Origin of the sequence: Acinetobacter sp. WCHAc060042, from assembly GCF_003231195.1 — a bacterium.
Classification (GTDB): Bacteria; Pseudomonadota; Gammaproteobacteria; order Pseudomonadales; family Moraxellaceae; genus Acinetobacter.
Genome location: NZ_QKVN01000016.1, coordinates 65,363 through 82,105 on the forward strand (window position 1 = coordinate 65,363; position 16,743 = coordinate 82,105).

At 42.6% G+C, this 16,743-nt stretch carries 13 protein-coding genes; 5 read left to right on the plus strand and 8 right to left on the minus strand.

From position 1 onward, the window contains the following. Positions 1-212 precede the first annotated feature (212 nt). The 4 genes from DPG01_RS08820 to DPG01_RS08835 all read right to left on the minus strand — a co-directional run bounded on the left by DPG01_RS08820 (position 213) and on the right by DPG01_RS08835 (position 4,462). On the minus strand, positions 213-1,532 hold the full coding sequence (locus tag DPG01_RS08820) for an MFS transporter (protein WP_110974826.1): 1,320 nt from the start codon (positions 1,530-1,532) through the stop codon (positions 213-215). A 105-nt stretch (positions 1,533-1,637) separates the two neighbouring features. Then, positions 1,638-2,282, minus strand: a complete 645-nt coding sequence (locus DPG01_RS08825) for a trimeric intracellular cation channel family protein (protein ID WP_086209796.1) — start codon at positions 2,280-2,282, stop codon at positions 1,638-1,640. 59 nt (positions 2,283-2,341) lie between these two features. Then, positions 2,342-2,809 (minus strand): YchJ family protein, encoded by a 468-nt coding sequence (locus tag DPG01_RS08830; protein WP_086209797.1) that lies wholly within the window; start codon positions 2,807-2,809, stop codon positions 2,342-2,344. Positions 2,810-2,881: 72 nt separating this feature from the next. After that, complete coding sequence (locus tag DPG01_RS08835) at positions 2,882-4,462, minus strand: TerC family protein (RefSeq protein WP_086209798.1); 1,581 nt, start codon at positions 4,460-4,462, stop codon at positions 2,882-2,884. A 329-nt stretch (positions 4,463-4,791) separates the two neighbouring features. Here DPG01_RS08835 and DPG01_RS08840 point away from each other — a divergent pair, with 329 nt between their 5' ends. Continuing rightward, positions 4,792-5,412 (plus strand): TIGR00730 family Rossman fold protein, encoded by a 621-nt coding sequence (locus DPG01_RS08840; protein ID WP_086209799.1) that lies wholly within the window; start codon positions 4,792-4,794, stop codon positions 5,410-5,412. 73 nt (positions 5,413-5,485) lie between these two features. On the opposite strand, the gene DPG01_RS08845 is transcribed toward DPG01_RS08840, so the two are convergent. Next, positions 5,486-6,460, minus strand: coding sequence for a hypothetical protein (locus tag DPG01_RS08845; RefSeq protein ID WP_110974827.1), 975 nt, complete (start codon positions 6,458-6,460; stop codon positions 5,486-5,488). Positions 6,461-6,616: 156 nt separating this feature from the next. Continuing rightward, a complete protein-coding gene (locus DPG01_RS08850; protein WP_110974828.1) occupies positions 6,617-8,524 on the minus strand; it encodes a choice-of-anchor I family protein in 1,908 nt (635 codons plus the stop codon). 160 nt (positions 8,525-8,684) lie between these two features. Here DPG01_RS08850 and mdtD point away from each other — a divergent pair, with 160 nt between their 5' ends. From mdtD to DPG01_RS08870, 4 genes are all read left to right on the plus strand, one after another. Next, a complete protein-coding gene (gene mdtD / locus DPG01_RS08855; RefSeq protein ID WP_110974829.1) occupies positions 8,685-10,076 on the plus strand; it encodes a multidrug transporter subunit MdtD in 1,392 nt (463 codons plus the stop codon). Positions 10,077-10,117: 41 nt separating this feature from the next. Next, positions 10,118-10,963, plus strand: a complete 846-nt coding sequence (locus DPG01_RS08860) for a GH25 family lysozyme (protein ID WP_416346129.1) — start codon at positions 10,118-10,120, stop codon at positions 10,961-10,963. Between the two features lie 131 nt (positions 10,964-11,094). Further along, on the plus strand, positions 11,095-12,168 hold the full coding sequence (gene dinB / locus DPG01_RS08865) for a DNA polymerase IV (RefSeq protein ID WP_086209803.1): 1,074 nt from the start codon (positions 11,095-11,097) through the stop codon (positions 12,166-12,168). A 511-nt stretch (positions 12,169-12,679) separates the two neighbouring features. Next, the gene (locus DPG01_RS08870) at positions 12,680-13,036 is read left to right on the plus strand and encodes a RidA family protein (protein WP_110974830.1); all 357 of its coding nucleotides are present in this window, start codon (positions 12,680-12,682) and stop codon (positions 13,034-13,036) included. Positions 13,037-13,098: 62 nt separating this feature from the next. On the opposite strand, the gene DPG01_RS08875 is transcribed toward DPG01_RS08870, so the two are convergent. Continuing rightward, positions 13,099-13,641, minus strand: a complete 543-nt coding sequence (locus tag DPG01_RS08875; protein ID WP_110974831.1) for a DUF2726 domain-containing protein — start codon at positions 13,639-13,641, stop codon at positions 13,099-13,101. A 379-nt stretch (positions 13,642-14,020) separates the two neighbouring features. Continuing rightward, entirely contained in the window at positions 14,021-16,426 is a 2,406-nt protein-coding gene (locus tag DPG01_RS08880; protein WP_086209806.1) for a YgiQ family radical SAM protein, read from the minus strand. Between the last annotated feature and the right edge of the window lie 317 nt (positions 16,427-16,743).

Genomic DNA, 16,743 nt, shown 5'->3' on the forward strand with positions numbered 1-16,743 from the left:
GACATTGAATATGATGATCGAGCACATCGCCAATCACACACTTTCAACTTGATATGCGAGCTGTCTTTAACCGGAATTTGATACTCCGCGAGTCCCACATTTCAAAGATATTGTGTTAACAGAAAAGTTTCAATTCTGCTCGCGCACGCGGTTTGATTGCTCCTGAAGATCAAGGGACTAAAACACATCCCTCTATCTTCAGTCTGTACATTTTACAAACCAATCTCTTCCAATGTTTTACCTTTGGTTTCTTCACCCAAAATCAAAATCACCACCGCCACCGCAAGCAGTACTGCGGTAAACATTATAAAGATTGCACTAAAACCATTGCTCATGACCATCATATGCGTCACCACCATCGGTGCGACAATGCCGCCCATACGACCAATGGCCGATGCCCAGCCCGAACCAAAAGCCCGGATATTGGTTGGATATTGCTCTGGAGTGTAGGTATACAAAACACCCCATGCGCCGAGATTAAAGAATGACATCAGACAGCCCCAGAACATGATCATGCTCACGGTGTCCGCTTGACCAAAGAAATAAGCCGAAACTGCACACATGCCAATAAAACCAGCTAAGGTTGCTTTACGTCCAAGTTTTTCGACCAGCCATGCTGCGGCCACATAGCCTGGAAGCTGTGCCAAAATCATCACCAGTACGTATTCAAAAGACTGAACAATGCTATACCCCTGCTTCACCAGCAAACTTGGCAACCACGTAAAGATGCCATAATAAGAGTACACAATGCCAAACCAAATCAGCCATAACATCAAAGTTCTACGTGCAAATGCACCCGACCAAAGCTGAGTAAAAGACACATTCTTTTTTTCTGCCACAGGTTTGACAATGATATGTTCAACGACTTCAACGCCACATTGACGTTCAATCTGCTGCACCAAAGCGTGCGCTTCTACAATTCGACCACGGTTGATAAGATAAGGAATTGACTCAGGCACTTTGAACCAAATGACAATGGCATACAGTGCAGGAATCCCACCCATCAAAAAAGCCATGTGCCAGCCAAACTTTGGAATCACAAAATACGCCACTAAGGCAGCACAGAGCCAACCTAAGCCCCAAAAACTTTCTAGCAGCACGATAAAACGCCCACGTACCTGTGCAGGAATATACTCACTGACCAAGGTCACTGCTACTGGCAACTGTCCACCTAAACCAAGACCCACAATAAAACGAAACAGCAATAGCCACGTTAAGTTGGGAGCAAAAGCACAGGCTGCCGTCGCCAAACTATAAATCACTAATGTTGCAGCAAAAACCGTTTTACGTCCGATACGGTCGGCCAAGCCCCCTGAACACACCGCACCAATCGCCATTCCGACAAAGCCTATCGAGACGACCCAACCTTTCTCAGTTGGGCTCATGTGCCAGTCTTCAGCCATTTTTGCCAAAATAAAAGAAATCAGCCCCGTGTCCATGGCATCGAACATCCAGCCCAAGCCAATCACCCATAACAAGGTGTAGTGGAATTTACCGATCGGTAAGCGTTGTATACGGGAAACTAAATCCATAGCTCGACCTCTAAAGCGGAAAAAGGATAGCGGGCTGCTTTCTCAACAGGCTTTATCATTATGTGCTTTTTTTTGGGGACAAGGGACAGTTTGATATCCCTTGTTTTAGCTGGCATCTTTGGAAGAAGCAGACTGTTCATCATCATCTTGATAAATGAATTTCGGCATTTCTAAACCAAAGTAAATTGCAATTAAACGTAAGCTAAAACCAAAGATCAAAGTCGAAATCACGGTCAGCTCAAGCGACAAACCGAGTTGAATGCAGCCCCAATAGAAAATCACTGCGACAAAAGAAATACTGGCATACAGTTCACGGCGGAACACCAAAGGCACGTCATTACACAAAATATCACGCAAGATACCGCCCGAGACTCCTGTAAGGACTCCAGCAACCGCAGACACCACAAAACCATGTCCCATTTCTAAGGCAATTTGACAGCCGATGATGGTAAAACCGATCAGGCCCAGAGCATCGAGCACCAAGAAAATATTGCGTAAATGACGCATCCACTTGGCAATCAAAATCGTCATAAAAGCGGCAAAACACGTCAGCATCAAATATTCAGGATGCTTGACCCAGGTCAGCGGATAATGTCCCAATAACACATCACGAACAGAACCACCGCCCAGTGCTGTGACACAGGCAATAATCACCACACCAAACCAATCCATACTACGCCGACCCGCTGACAGTGCACCAGTCATCGCCTCTGCCGTGATCGCTATAATATAAATAACAGTGAGTAACATCGCCTGGATTCCATATAGGCTAATTGATGCGCGCTATTCTAAGCCAAATTTTCTGAAAATTATAAAAATTGTGCACAACATTGTTTAAATTTTTTCCCTGAACCGCAAATGCACGCTTGTTTCATGGTGATTTGCATTTCAGTGGTCGGATCTAAAAAATACCATGCCTCAGCATGTTTCACAAAATGTGAAATTTCATGATGTATCTGTGCCGATTTTCCATCATGATAATGCGCTTTAAACTCGACCATGGCGTGGTTTTTATCGAGTTTCTCATTGGCGTTTACGACGTCTAACTTTAACCATTGGTTGCTTCGACTCCACTCCGCTATTGCTACAATATCGAGTGCTTGTTGCTGCCCCAACGCTGTGGTTTGCACAATGTAATCAATTTGCTGTTTGGCAAAAGCACTATAGCGTGAGCGCATCAATTGGACAGCTGTCTGCGCATGACTTTGTCCCAAATGCAAAGGCTGACAGCACTGTACATATTCTCCTTGCCCACACGGACACTCAATATGGCTCATGATTTTCCATAAAAAAAATAGCTCGACATTGCGAGCTATTTTAACCTGTTCACCCCAGTTTGAGGACGGGTTTTAAGATGATTCTTTGTGCAGATCTGACTGTGGAATTACATGCACTTTTTCAATTTTGTGCCCATCCATCGTCACCACTTCAAAAATGCAACCATCTGCTACAAGGCTAGAGCCATTTTCAGGTAAACGACCTAAATGAAAGAGGATATAGCCTGACAAGGTTGAGTACTGATCGGACTCATCGACCAAATCACGATCCAACAATAACGACACATGACGAATATCGGTTGAGCCATCGAGCATCAAGCTACCATCTTCTAAACTTTCAGCCACATTGTCTTCGGCATCTTCATCAGGGAACTCCCCTGCAATTGCCTCTAGCACATCAATCGGGGTAGCAATCCCTTCAATTGAACCGTATTCGTTCAAAACCAAAGCCATTTGTAGTGGGGCTTGACGCAGTTGCTCCATCACCATCAGGACTTGCGCATTTTCATGCACAATCACAGGTTCACGTAAATGTTTATCAAAATCGAGGACACCCGTTTCGATATATTCGTTTAAAACTTTATGGGTCAATACCACACCTGCAATGTTGTCTAGCTCGCCCCGTGCTACGATTAAACGTGAGTGCGTAATACTGAGCAATTGTGATTTGATCGAGGCTTCATCATCCTCTAAATCAATCCATTCCAACTCTGGACGTGGTGTCATCACGGACTTCACAGGACGCTCAGACAAGCCCAACACCCCTTGTACTAGAACACTGTGATAGACCCCATTTTCAGGATCAAATACTTCATCCGCATAAGCGCGAGTTGCCAACACATCTTCAGGCTCAGAAGCATGATCACTACTTTTACCGCCCAACATCCGCAGTACCGCAGACGCAGTTTTATAGCGAAGGTCTGTGGTGGTGACCATTTTTTCTTGATTACGGCGCATGGTCTGGTTGATAAATTCAACAATCACCGAGAAACCAATGGCTGCATAGAGGTAACCTTTTGGAATATGGAAACCAAAGCCCTCTACAATCAAAGAGAAACCGATCATCATCAGGAAACCAAGACACAAAATCACCACGGTCGGATGTTTGTTGACGAATTCCATCAAGGCCTTGGATGCCCACAGCATAATGCCCACGGCGATAATCACCGCAATCATCATTACAGACAGGTGCTTGACCATACCGACTGCAGTAATCACCGAGTCTAAAGAAAATACCGCATCCAAAACCACAATTTGGACAATCACCATCCAAAATACGGCGTTGGCAGGATTTTCTTCTTTTTGGATCACTTTGGCGTCGATGCGTTCATGTAACTCCATCGTCCCTTTAAACAGCAAGAACACCCCACCAAACAGCAAAATCAGATCACGCCCTGAGAATGGATGGTCGAAGATATGGAACAATGGTTCAGTCAGCGTCACCACCCAAGCGATAGACGCGAGTAAAACCAAGCGCATGAGTAGCGCTAACATCAGACCAACGATACGGGCTGTATTACGTTGTTCAGGAGGAAGTTTTTCTGCCAAAATCGCAATAAAAACGAGGTTATCAATCCCGAGGACAATTTCCAGCACCACCAAGGTGAGTAAGCCCACCCATGCAGAAGGATCAGACATCCATTCAAATATCATGTGATCTGCCCCCGTCGAAGGAATGTATAACGCGCATAATGATTAGGCGAATAAAAATGAAGATTCAGCACTGCTCGCTGTAAATTATTTTCGGAAAACTGAAGATGTCTTGAGTGACAACTACCACTACCCATGTTCGTTCTTGTGTTGTGAAACAAGAGCTCAGTATAGGCAAGATCTACATAAAATTCATCTTTTTTAAAAATGTCGTTTTTTTAGAGATTTAACAAATTATTACCTGATTGTTCGATTAGATACAGTGATTTGTCACATTTCTTGCTTAAACTAAGAGAGAAAAAGTAGATAAAGAAAAGGTAAAAACATACGCCATGAATAGTGAATTAAAAATATCATCTCTCAACACTGAATCAAACGTTCAAACCACTCAACCCTTGATCGCACTTTACTGTGGCTCTCGGTCAGGCAACAAACCGATTTATCAAGAAAAAGCAATTGCGCTAGCCCAAGGCCTAGCAAACCATGGTTTCGGACTGGTCTATGGAGGCGCGAGTATTGGTCTGATGGGACAAGTGGCAGATGCCATGATTGCTCATGGGGGGGAAGCTGTTGGCGTCATCCCTGAGTTTATGCTGGATTATGAAATTGCACACAACCAATTGACTGAATTACATATTGTACAAACCATGCATGAACGCAAAGCATTGATGGCTGAACGTGCAAGTGCTTTTGTCGCACTACCCGGAGGCTTAGGCACTTTTGAAGAAATTTTAGAAGTAGCAACATGGGGACAACTCAATCAACACCAAAAACCCATGATGCTCTATAACGTCAATGGTTTCTATAATGCACTGATTGCCCAACTTGATCATGCCGTTCAAGAAGGTTTTCTGCCTCCACAGCACCGTGCCAAACTGATTGTGTGTAACCATGCTGAACAGATTTATTCAGCAATTGCAAACTTGGGGAGCCCAAAGCGCTTTGTGGTTTAAAGTTGTTTAAACACCTCAAAACTCTCCATACACAAAGAAGCGAGCTCAAGGCTCGCTTTTTTAACAGCTTCGTCTATTGACCATAATTCGTGACAAAGTTGTAGAACCACGGCAAAGTGGTCGCCAAAATCACCGACATGGCTAAACCAAACATCAACTTCATGGCATCTTTACTGACATTGCGCGAAGTACGGTGCTTATTCACCTCATCAAAAATCATCGACATAGCAAACTCACGACCAGCAAGTAAACCTAAGAATACCCATGTGGTACTCATTGGAATGTTGCTCCACTCCTTGAAGACCAACAAAATCAGGGCATACATAAAGTCAATAATCGTTGCAGCACGAATATCCGTTACACCTGTTTTAGTATCAACAATTTTTTGAATCGCCCCACCACGTTGGTACAAAATCAGCGCCAACAACACCACAAAGATGGCGATAGCAAACAGCAAAAATGCCAACGGAACTTGGCGTGGCACGTATACAAAAATATTGGCCAAATCTTGAATCAGCCATTGGCTCCACAAAAAAGCGGTCGATACCCACTGTAACCCAATCCAAATATGCGAAGGTTCTTCATGACGGGTTTTGGCAAAGTACTTTGCCACTTGTCGCATCACAAAACGATAGACAATAATCGCAACCACAAAAGCCACGGCATAGCCCATCATTGACTTCACCATCATCGACCCCAAACTTGCAGGCGAGAAAATGGTTAAAACCAAAAAAGTGGTACTCACAGGAATGCCGTATTTGGTCAAAAACAAAAGTAAAATTGGCGGTACGATATACAGCCACGTAATCCCATTATCTGGAAATGGAATCGTCTCTAAGCGACCGTAAGAGGCATCTCCCACACCTGATGCATACCAACCATAGATCAGAACCACAACTAAAATGGTGCTGATAAAGAGCCAAAGCACCCACCATGGGCGGTGTGCATTCGATGAAATAAAGGTACCTAATGTCTGTGGCACATCATTTCCGACGATAGAATAAGCTGCTAAACAGAAGCCAATCACCATCAAGATTTCGATTGTCATAAAACAAACCTTTTGCAGAATCTTTCCAACAGCCTGCCATTGAAGCTTTGGCAGAGATTATGACGGTTTTATTTCATTTTCATGACATTATTGTCATATATTTTTTGTAGCGCCATAAAAAAGAGCACCACTGTGCTCTTTATTTAAACTAAGCTATTAATTTAGCTTCACTTCATAAACTGACGTCGTACCACTGACTTCATTCCCCACTACCAATAAAGGTCGAGCATTTGGTGAATTTTTCGCCGCGATAAAGATCAAACCTTCTGGGCCAAGGTCTCCTTGCTTCGTGACTTCTGTTTCGGTGGTGTTGCGATGGTTCAGGTACTGAACAAATTTAGCCTGATTCGGGTTGCTAATGTCATAGACCATGATGCCACTGGCACGCTCAAGTCCAATAAAGGCAAAGGTCTTTTCACCAATTTTACCCAGAGTCACTCCTTCAGGTTCAGGGCCTTTGTTGTCACTACGGTCATCAAATTTAAATGCTTCATGATTGCTATTAAATTGATTTGGAAACAACTCCGCAATTTTTCGCTCAAACTCACTGCCCGAGTCCCACACAATCTGCTTGGTTTCAGGGTCGACAATACTTACCGAACGACCACCATAAGCATATAATTTGTCATACGTCAGACGACCATTTTCATCCAACTTCGGCAGACCTGTCAGTGGATCTTTTTGATAACCTTGAGTCCAACTAATGGTCAAACGTCCAATTTGTGCGTCTTTAATTAAATTGTCTGCACAGACTTCTGTTGCGTCAGCCGTTTGACAAGGTTTAAACACATCTGGGTTTAATTTTGCCCCTTTCACACCTGGCGCAAGCTGACGTAAATGTGCTGCATAATCGCCTTTGGCATCAAAACCTGCTTTTTTAAACAAGTGTTTGATACGTATCTCTTCTGCATAACCTGCACTTAAGTCCCCGTCTTCAAAGTATTTGGCTTCATCCTTTAACCATTCACGGGCATCCCCTTCATTGGCCGTGACCAAATAGGTTTTACCCTTGGCTTGATATTGTGCAATGGTATCGGGCATATACATGCCATATAGCCCCGGCCAAGAGCGGATATTGATCATGCCTGCATCTTTTGCACATTCTGTAATACTACGCCCCAACGAGTCTTGACCAATAGCACAGTCACGGTCACTGCCATCTAAGGCATTTTCAGGCAAGCTATGGTCTTTGTAGCCCATCGGGAAAAGATCAACAAATTGATTTTTTTCTAGGTCTAAAACCCCAATCGCATTATTTTCCTGCAAACTGACCCATGCTTTTTTTCCATCAGCACTCACCGCGATGTACTCAGGCTCCAAATCCTGTGCTACAGAGGTGGTTTGAATACCTACGGTCGCGACATTTGAGTATTGGCTGATGTCTGGACCAAAAATACGAATCCCTGCATCCAATAATTCTTGTTTACGGTCATTCCATGCTTGGAAACCTGCTATGTTTGCTGTTGGTTTTTGAATGTCAGAAATATCAATAATACTAACCGAACCCTCAGGATCAATTTGATAACCCTCATTCGGTTCCGCCTCATTGGCGACCAACACCTTTCGACCATCAGGTGTAAAGGTTAGCATATCGGGTAAAGCACCGACCTTGACTTGGCTAATATAAGACAAATCTTGTGCTTTAAAGAAAGCCACGATACCAGTTTGGGTTTTATCCTCAGCCTGAACCGCAAGCGCAACGATACCATTATGCACCGCGACACTATTCACTTCGGAATTGGCTAAATAAGTTTTGGCATCCAAAGACTGAATATATGTCGGCTGCGCTGGTTTGGAGAAATCCAAAACATCGACCATGCCTTTTTGAGCATTTACCACGAATAGGCGCTGACTCGCAGCATCATAAGCAGGAATCTCCGCTGCACTCTGCCCAAATACCCCCGACGCATAACTTGCAAGCTTGACCAGTTCAATACTATTCGGCGTAACTTCCTCAACAACAGGTGGGGATGTAATGGTTTGTTCATCATCACTGCCATTACATCCCACTAAACCCAGTCCCATGCATGCTAAAAATACGGCACTATATGTTTTGTTCATCATGATCTAAATATCGGTTCAAATTTGACCAATGTATGACGCAAGCGTTGCAGTTCAATGTCGTATAGATGTCAATTTGATGGCAGGTGATAAATGCACTTTCACAACATCAGTTCTGTATAAATTGGGCTAAACTGTTTAAAAATTTCACTTTGTTGTATCTATGAATCAAACGCCAACCCATCAAGCGCTCGCTCCTGAGTACCGTCTTTTGGTACTTCTGGTTTCGATTGGCTTTTTTATGCAAGGCTTAGATACCACCATTGTGAATACCGCTCTACCTGCTATGGCCATCAGCCTAAATGAGGACCCGCTCCAAATGCATAGCGTGGTGGTGGCCTATGTGCTTGCCGTGGCTGCCTGTATTCCCTTGAGTGGTTGGCTTGCAGACCGTTTTGGGGTGCGCAATACCTATTTCAGTGCCATTATCATTTTTACTCTTGCTTCACTGGGCTGTGGTTTTTCTGAAAGCTTAAATGAATTATTGTTCTATCGCGTACTCCAAGGCGTAGGCGGTGCATTATTGCTCCCTGTTGGCCGTTTAGCCATGCTCAAGGTCATCCCGCGGACGCAGTTCTTATCCGCAATGAGCTTAATGAGCCTCGCGGGACTGATTGGCCCACTCATTGGCCCAACACTTGGTGGCTGGCTGGTCGAAGTCAGCACATGGCATTGGATTTTCCTGATTAACCTCCCCATGGGGCTGTTAGGGGTCCTGATTAGTTTTAAAGCCATGCCGAATGTCACCGAACAGAATGTGCCACGTTTTGACTTTTGGGGTTTTATCCTACTGGTCATTACCATGGCAGGACTCTCTTTAGGCATTGAAAATTTTGCTAGCCCGCAGCTAACTTTATGGTGGAGCCTCGGATTAGTTGGATTGAGTTTGGTCACTGCACTTTGGTATGCCTATCATGCGCATACGCATAAAAATGCCTTATTTCGTAGCAAGCTGTTTGGTAACCGCATCTATGCCGTGGGTATTTTAGGCAATTTCTTTGCTCGCCTCGGTGGCAATGCTATGCCCTTTCTCATGCCTTTGATGCTACAACTGGCCTTTGGCTTTGAACCCTTAATTACAGGGCTATTAATGATTCCCACAGTGCTAGGTTCATTGGCATCCAAACCCATCATTCGTCACTTGATTCAACGCTTTGGTTATCGCCACGTCCTTTTAGTGAATACCCTATTGGTTGGTGCATGTATTGCCAGCTTCGCACTCAACACCGCAGATACCCCGACATGGCTACGCGCACTGCATTTCTTTATTTTTGGTATGCTGAACTCACTGCAATTTGTATCTATGAATACCCTTACCCTGAAAGATCTGCCACAACAAGATGCCAGCAGTGGTAACAGTTTCTTGTCGATGATCATGATGGTGTCGATGAGTATTGGTGTAGCCTTGGCGGGTACTTTGGTCAATGTCTTTACGGCGTATTTGGGCACAGAGCATATCGTCATGGCATTCCATAATACCTTGATTGTATTGGGCTGTATTAACCTGATTACTGCTGCTATTTTTTGGCATATCCCCAAAGACACCGCAGATTAACAACAGATACAAAGTACGGCCATTCACTGACCATAATCATCATGGTCAGTTCAGTGAATTCAAGCTATGATGATGAGCTAAAAATCAACACCTACAAAAGCATGCCTGCAAGAAAAAAAGCCACCGCTTCTCGAAAAACATCATTAGCCTATTACACAGCCGCCTGTGTAATAGTGCTCTGTATCGGTCTCGGAATCACCTATTTTTTCTTGCAGAACAATGTCGCATCTGCTCAAGAGTATCCCGTAAAAGGCTTTGATGTGTCTCATCATCAGGGCGATATTCAATGGCAATCCATTTCTCCCAAAGAGTTTAAATTCGTCTATTTAAAAGCTACCGAAGGTGGCGATTTTAAAGATCGAAAGTTTCAGGACAACTGGCTCAAAGCACGTGAGCACGGCTTCTTAGTCGGAGCCTATCATTTTTATCGTTTATGTCGTGATGGGCAGATTCAAGCGCAAAACTTTATTGAAACCGTGCCAAAGAAAAAAGATAGCTTGCCGCCTGTGATTGATTTGGAATATGACAGTAACTGTATTAATACCTACACCAAAGAACAGCTGCTCAAAGAAATTCAGGTCATGCATGATAAACTGCACGAACACTATGGCTTACAGCCGATCTTTTATACCTCTAAGGCATTTTATAATATTGTTTTAGTCGATAAGTTTAAGAATACACCGCTTTGGATTCGTGAGTATCAAGGTCAACCTGAACTCAAGGGCAATCCAAAATGGACCTTTTGGCAACACACTAGCCAAGGACAAATTAAAGGTGTTCCTACCTTGGTTGATCTCAATGTATTTCATGGTTCAGAACAAGAGTGGATACACTTTTTAGAACGCCAAGGACTTTATCAACTGCCACAAAATTTACCCATTAAATAAGTCACCCACCTTCATCTTTAACAAAAAATAAGAACATGAAGACAAACCATGTCGCGCATAGTGGATGAAAGGCTTCGCAATCGAGAGAGATAGTGCCATACTTTAGCTGAACCTCTACACCAAAACCGAGTATGCGAAAAATCATTCACATCGACATGGATGCCTTCTACGCATCTGTAGAGTTGCTTGAACGTCCAGATTTAAAGCACTTGCCTGTGGTCATTTCTTCGCACCATCCTCGTGCCGTTATTGCAGCCGCATCCTACCCTGCACGTCAATATGGTCTCCGTTCAGCGATGTCGATGACTCAAGCCAAAAAACGCTGTCCTCAAGTGGTCGTGATTGAACCCAACTTTTCTAAATATCGGGCAGTTTCAGAACAGATTCATACTATTTTCCAGCGTTATACGACCCTCATTGAACCCCTTTCTTTGGATGAAGCCTATTTAGATGTCACTGAAAATTTACAACAACTGGCCAGTGCTACAGAAGTGGCTGAGCGCATTCGCGCTGATATTTTTCAAAGCACAGGACTGACCGCCTCGGCGGGTGTTGCACCCAATAAATTTCTCGCCAAAGTTGCTTCGGACTGGAATAAACCCAATGGGATCTGTGTGATTAAACCCTCACACGTTCAGCAGTTTATTCAGCACTTAGCGCTTAAAAAAATACCTGGTGTCGGTAAAGTCATGCAAGAAAAGTTAAAAAGCTTAAATCTTGAGACTTTAGGCGATCTACAAAAATTAGATGAAAATGTACTCATTCACCATTTTGGCAAATACGGCAAACAACTGTTTTTATATGCGCAAGGGATAGATGAACGTCCTGTACAAGCAGAACGTGAACGTCAGCAAATCTCAAAAGAAACGACCTTTGATGATGACTTAAGCATTGAACAATGCATGCCATTTTGGCCCCAGTTGATTGAACAAGTTTGGCGAAGTCTCGAGAAAAAACAACTGTATGCTCGTGGCGTCACCGTCAAACTTAAACTCAAGAATTTTCAGACTTTACAGCATAGCAAAAGCTTTAAAATACCTCTTAAACATCAGGCAGAACTACAACTCATCTTAGACAGCCTGCTCAAAGACATGCATATCAGGCCAGAGCAATGCTTTCGATTAGTGGGTGTTGGTGTTTATGCGCTTTCTCACAAAGAAGTACTTCCTCAACTCTCCTTGTGGGAAGATGAAATACCCAAATGAGCTATTTTTTAACCAAAAGAACAAAAATAATGCAATTTAGCATTCACAATATCCTTTTTTAGAGTAATCTAATGGCGCGCTACATTTATCCATGTAAGCGCTGAGATGCTAAAACTCACCTTTACTTTTGGCATAACGTCCTGTGATTGGTGTGACGATCAAATCCAAAGATTACAGGGCATCTCTGATGCTCATCACGACATACTGCTTTTACATCGTGTAGCATTTTAGCCTTATCAAAATAACAATAACTATCTATAATTAATTTTCATCCCCGCATTCCAACTCAGACTAAGCGCTGCTTCTTATTTTTACACCACACTCTTCAAATCATAACCATATACTCTCAAAGTCAGTACCACTCTCTTATGAGTCATTTTAGAACCCCAAAAAACCTTAATACTGTAAATAACGGGATTGCGAGCGAGTGATCATCTGTCGCACTTGACTTTGTGATAGGCTATCGAGGTATATATCATGATCTTTAATTCTACGCGCACAGGGCTCTCACATGGCTGTTCAACGTTTGCATGTCTCAAATCGCTTTTCTGAAGTGGCAATTGCTGGAAACCTCATTCATTTAGCAGGACAATTGGCTTCTGACTTTGATTTAGATATTAAAGGACAAACTCAACAGACTTTCGACATGATCGACCAATTTCTTGCCGATGCAGGCACAGACAAAAGGCATATTTTATCTGTGACAATTTATTTAAAAGATATTGAACAGGATTATGCTGCGTTTAATGAAGTATGGGATGCATGGGTTGCCGATATTGATGCATTACCTCGTACTTGTGTTGAGGCAAAACTTTATGATCCACGTGTCTTGGTCGAGTTAACAGTTGTTGCGGTTAAACCTGAATAAATAAATTATTCATCATAAAAGACATGGATCGCATGTTTTTTATGATGAACTTCAAAGCTCAACTAGCCAAGCACACGTAATTTTCGTGTTTGTGCATCATTATAATAGTCGTACTTTTTTGAGGTTTTCTTATCTTTGTTTAAACGTGTTGGGAGATAGACATCTCCATAAAAATCTTCACGTAACTGATGATATTCAGGTACTTCTTCATAACGGATGACTTTATAACCCGCCATATCGAGTATCGCATCCTGAAATTGGGACTTTTGTGGACGTTTCAAGGAAAGTGGGTCATCTAAAGCCACAACAGCAACCACTTGCTGCATCGCATCTACCACCACAAAATCGGCCACCAAGTTACGATATTTACTTCGTGTACGTGAAAATTTAGTTGTTAATAAAGCATCATAAGACACATGTGCAAGTATCGTATGATGGGGTAAAATTTCTTTCAATCGTGTATAGGTTAATTGTTCATTTACATTGAAAATAGCGCGCTGCCTTAATGCACTATCCTGTTGTTTTGTTTTTGGAATTAAACCCTTACTCGCCAAAATCATGGACAGTAGTAGTATCACACTACCAATTACTATATAAGTTGTCATATTCGTATCCTTCTCATATTTATTATAATTTCCGGTCTCACACCGATTTTTATGCGATCAGTATAGCGTGCTGATCATTTTCCCAAACCACGAAATAAAAAATTACAGCTAAATTTGACCAAATGGTTATAAAACTAAACAAATCTTTTCAATGTCATTTGATGTAACATTCATTGCAACTGTGCAAACAACGACATCATTTATTTAGCTAGTTCATACTGTAATAGACTCAATCCTTAGGGTGCAATACTATTTTAGTCTATGCCAAATTTTTCCCGACAAATGACAAAAATCCCTAGAGTAAAGTCTTTTAACTGCTTATAAAAATAATATCGCATAAAAAAGGATGCCAAGGCACCCTTCTTAGTTTCAGTTCCGATTAAGCACGCGACTTAGACTTCGGTTTTGATTTTGAATGTCCAAATGGCTTCTTGGCATCACCTGTTTCACGCGGTGGTAAACCTGTATGTTGCGTCAAAATCTGACCACGCTCAGGACGCTTCTTGGTATTTGACGGACGAGATTGATTTTTCGCTTGTTGGTTACGATTCTCACCATTACGCTTTTGCGAATCACCATCCACGGTTGAGTTCTTTTTACGCGCAGATTGATACTGCCCCTCTGTCCCTTGCGGTTGATAGGTTGGAATCAAATGCTGTTTCGAGTTACCAATCAAATCTTGGCGGCCCATCTCTTTTAAAGCATCACGCAGCAAAGGCCAGTTGTTTGGATCATGATAACGCAAGAATGCTTTGTGCAAACGACGACGCTTCTCACCTTTCACAATATCCACATCTTCAGTATACCGCGCCACTTTGGCTAATGGGTTCTTACCCGTGTGATACATGGTGGTCGCTGTTGCCATTGGCGATGGATAGAAAGTCTGTACCTGATCGGCACGGAAACCATTTTTCTTCAGCCAAATCGCCAAATTCATCATGTCATATTCAGTCGTACCCGGATGCGCAGCAATAAAGTACGGAATGAGATACTGCTCTTTACCCGCTTCCTTACTGAAACGATCAAACATTTGCTTGAAGCGATCATAGGTCCCGATGCCAGGTTTCATCATCTTCGACAATGGACCTTTTTCGGTATGTTCCGGGGCAATTTTTAAATAACCACCAACGTGATGTTGTACCAACTCTTTGACATATTCAGGGTTTAACACCGCCAAGTCATAACGCAGACCCGAACCAATCAGAATCTTTTTGATGCCTTTAATGGCGCGTGCTTTACGATATAACTGCGTTAAAGGGGCATGATCGGTATGTAAGTTTTGACACACACCCGGATAAACACAGGATGGTTTACGACAATTCTTTTCAATCTCAGGGTCTTTACAGTGCAAACGATACATGTTTGCTGTAGGCCCACCCAAGTCAGAAATGATGCCAGTAAAGCCTGGTGCGGTATCACGAATCTTTTCCACTTCACGCAAAATTGATTCTTCTGAACGGTTTTGAATGATACGTCCTTCATGTTCTGTAATTGAACAGAAGGTACACCCCCCGAAACAACCCCGCATGATGTTCACAGAGAACTTAATCATATCAAATGCAGGGAAACGCGCATCCCCATACACAGGATGGGGTAGACGTGCATAAGGTAAATCAAACACATAGTCCATTTCTTCCGTGGTTAGCGGAATCGGTGGCGCATTTAACCAAACATCACGCTCACCATGCTTTTGTACCAAAGCACGTGCATTTCCTGGATTGGTTTCAAGATGTAAAATACGGTTGGCATGTGCATATAAAACTGGATCATCTGCCACTGCTTCAAATGCAGGCAAACGAATCACAGCCAGTTCACGTGGCGGTAATTTATGTTTAATTGCCTTTGAAGACGGCTGTAATTGCACAATTTGTGTATCAGGATCAAGTTGATCCCCTTCACGAACAATTTGATTTGTCACAATTTCTTTTTGGAAATTTTGGTATTGGGTTAAAGAATTACCCTTATCTTTTTCAATTTCACAGCCATCTAAATCTTCAGTCATCACATAAGGATTGATAATCGGATCAACGCGACCAACGGTATCTACATCATTTGATGCAATTTCCACAAACTTGGCTTTAGATGGGCGGTTTAACTTATTCACAATAAATGCCGTGCCACGAACATCGGTAATTTCGTGAATTTTTTCTCCTTTGGCTAAACGATGCATCACCTCAGTAATCGAACGCTCGCCATTACCATACATCAAGAGATCGGCTTTTGAGTCCATCAACACTGAACGACGAACTTTGTCTGACCAATAGTCATAATGTGCAATACGACGTAAAGACGCTTCAATTCCACCTAGCAATACAGGCACATCTGGAAATGCTTCACGCACACGCTGGCAATACACGGTTGCTGCACGGTCTGGACGTTTATTGGGTAAGTTATCTGGCGAATAGGCATCATCAGAACGAATTTTACGATCAGCCGTATAACGGTTGATCATCGAATCCATATTCCCAGCAGTCACCCCCCAAGCAATATTGGGCTTACCTAAAACACGAAAAGCTTCAACATTAGTCCAATCTGGTTGCGCAATAATGCCGACACGGAAACCTTGTGCTTCTAACGTACGACCAATAATGCCCGAACAAAATGATGGATGATCAATATAAGCATCACCGCAGACCAAAATAAAGTCGCAACTATCCCAACCGAGTTGATCCATTTCCTCGCGCGACATCGGCAAAAATGGCGCAGGTTCAAAGCATGACGCCCAATATTTGTCGTAATCAAACAACGCTGTAGGCGCGGTCTGCATAGTATAAGCAGTAGACATGGCTAGCAATTCTCGGCTGGCAGATGAAAGATCTCAAATAGAGATCAAAGATGAAAGCCGATCATTTTACCATGAATTATATTCACCTTGCTTGATTATAATTTATACAACCTAGCTTAATTCATAATCAACTTATTAGAAGAATTATTCCAAGCAAACCTATCTCTTTTATGAAAACCACAATAAAAAAGATAAAATGCTTAATAAATGAAATATATATAGATAAAGAAAGCTATTTTAAACTTTCAGACTGAACAAAATGCAGACAAAAATATGGAATCACATGATCATGCATGAATATAAATTTTTTATACTAT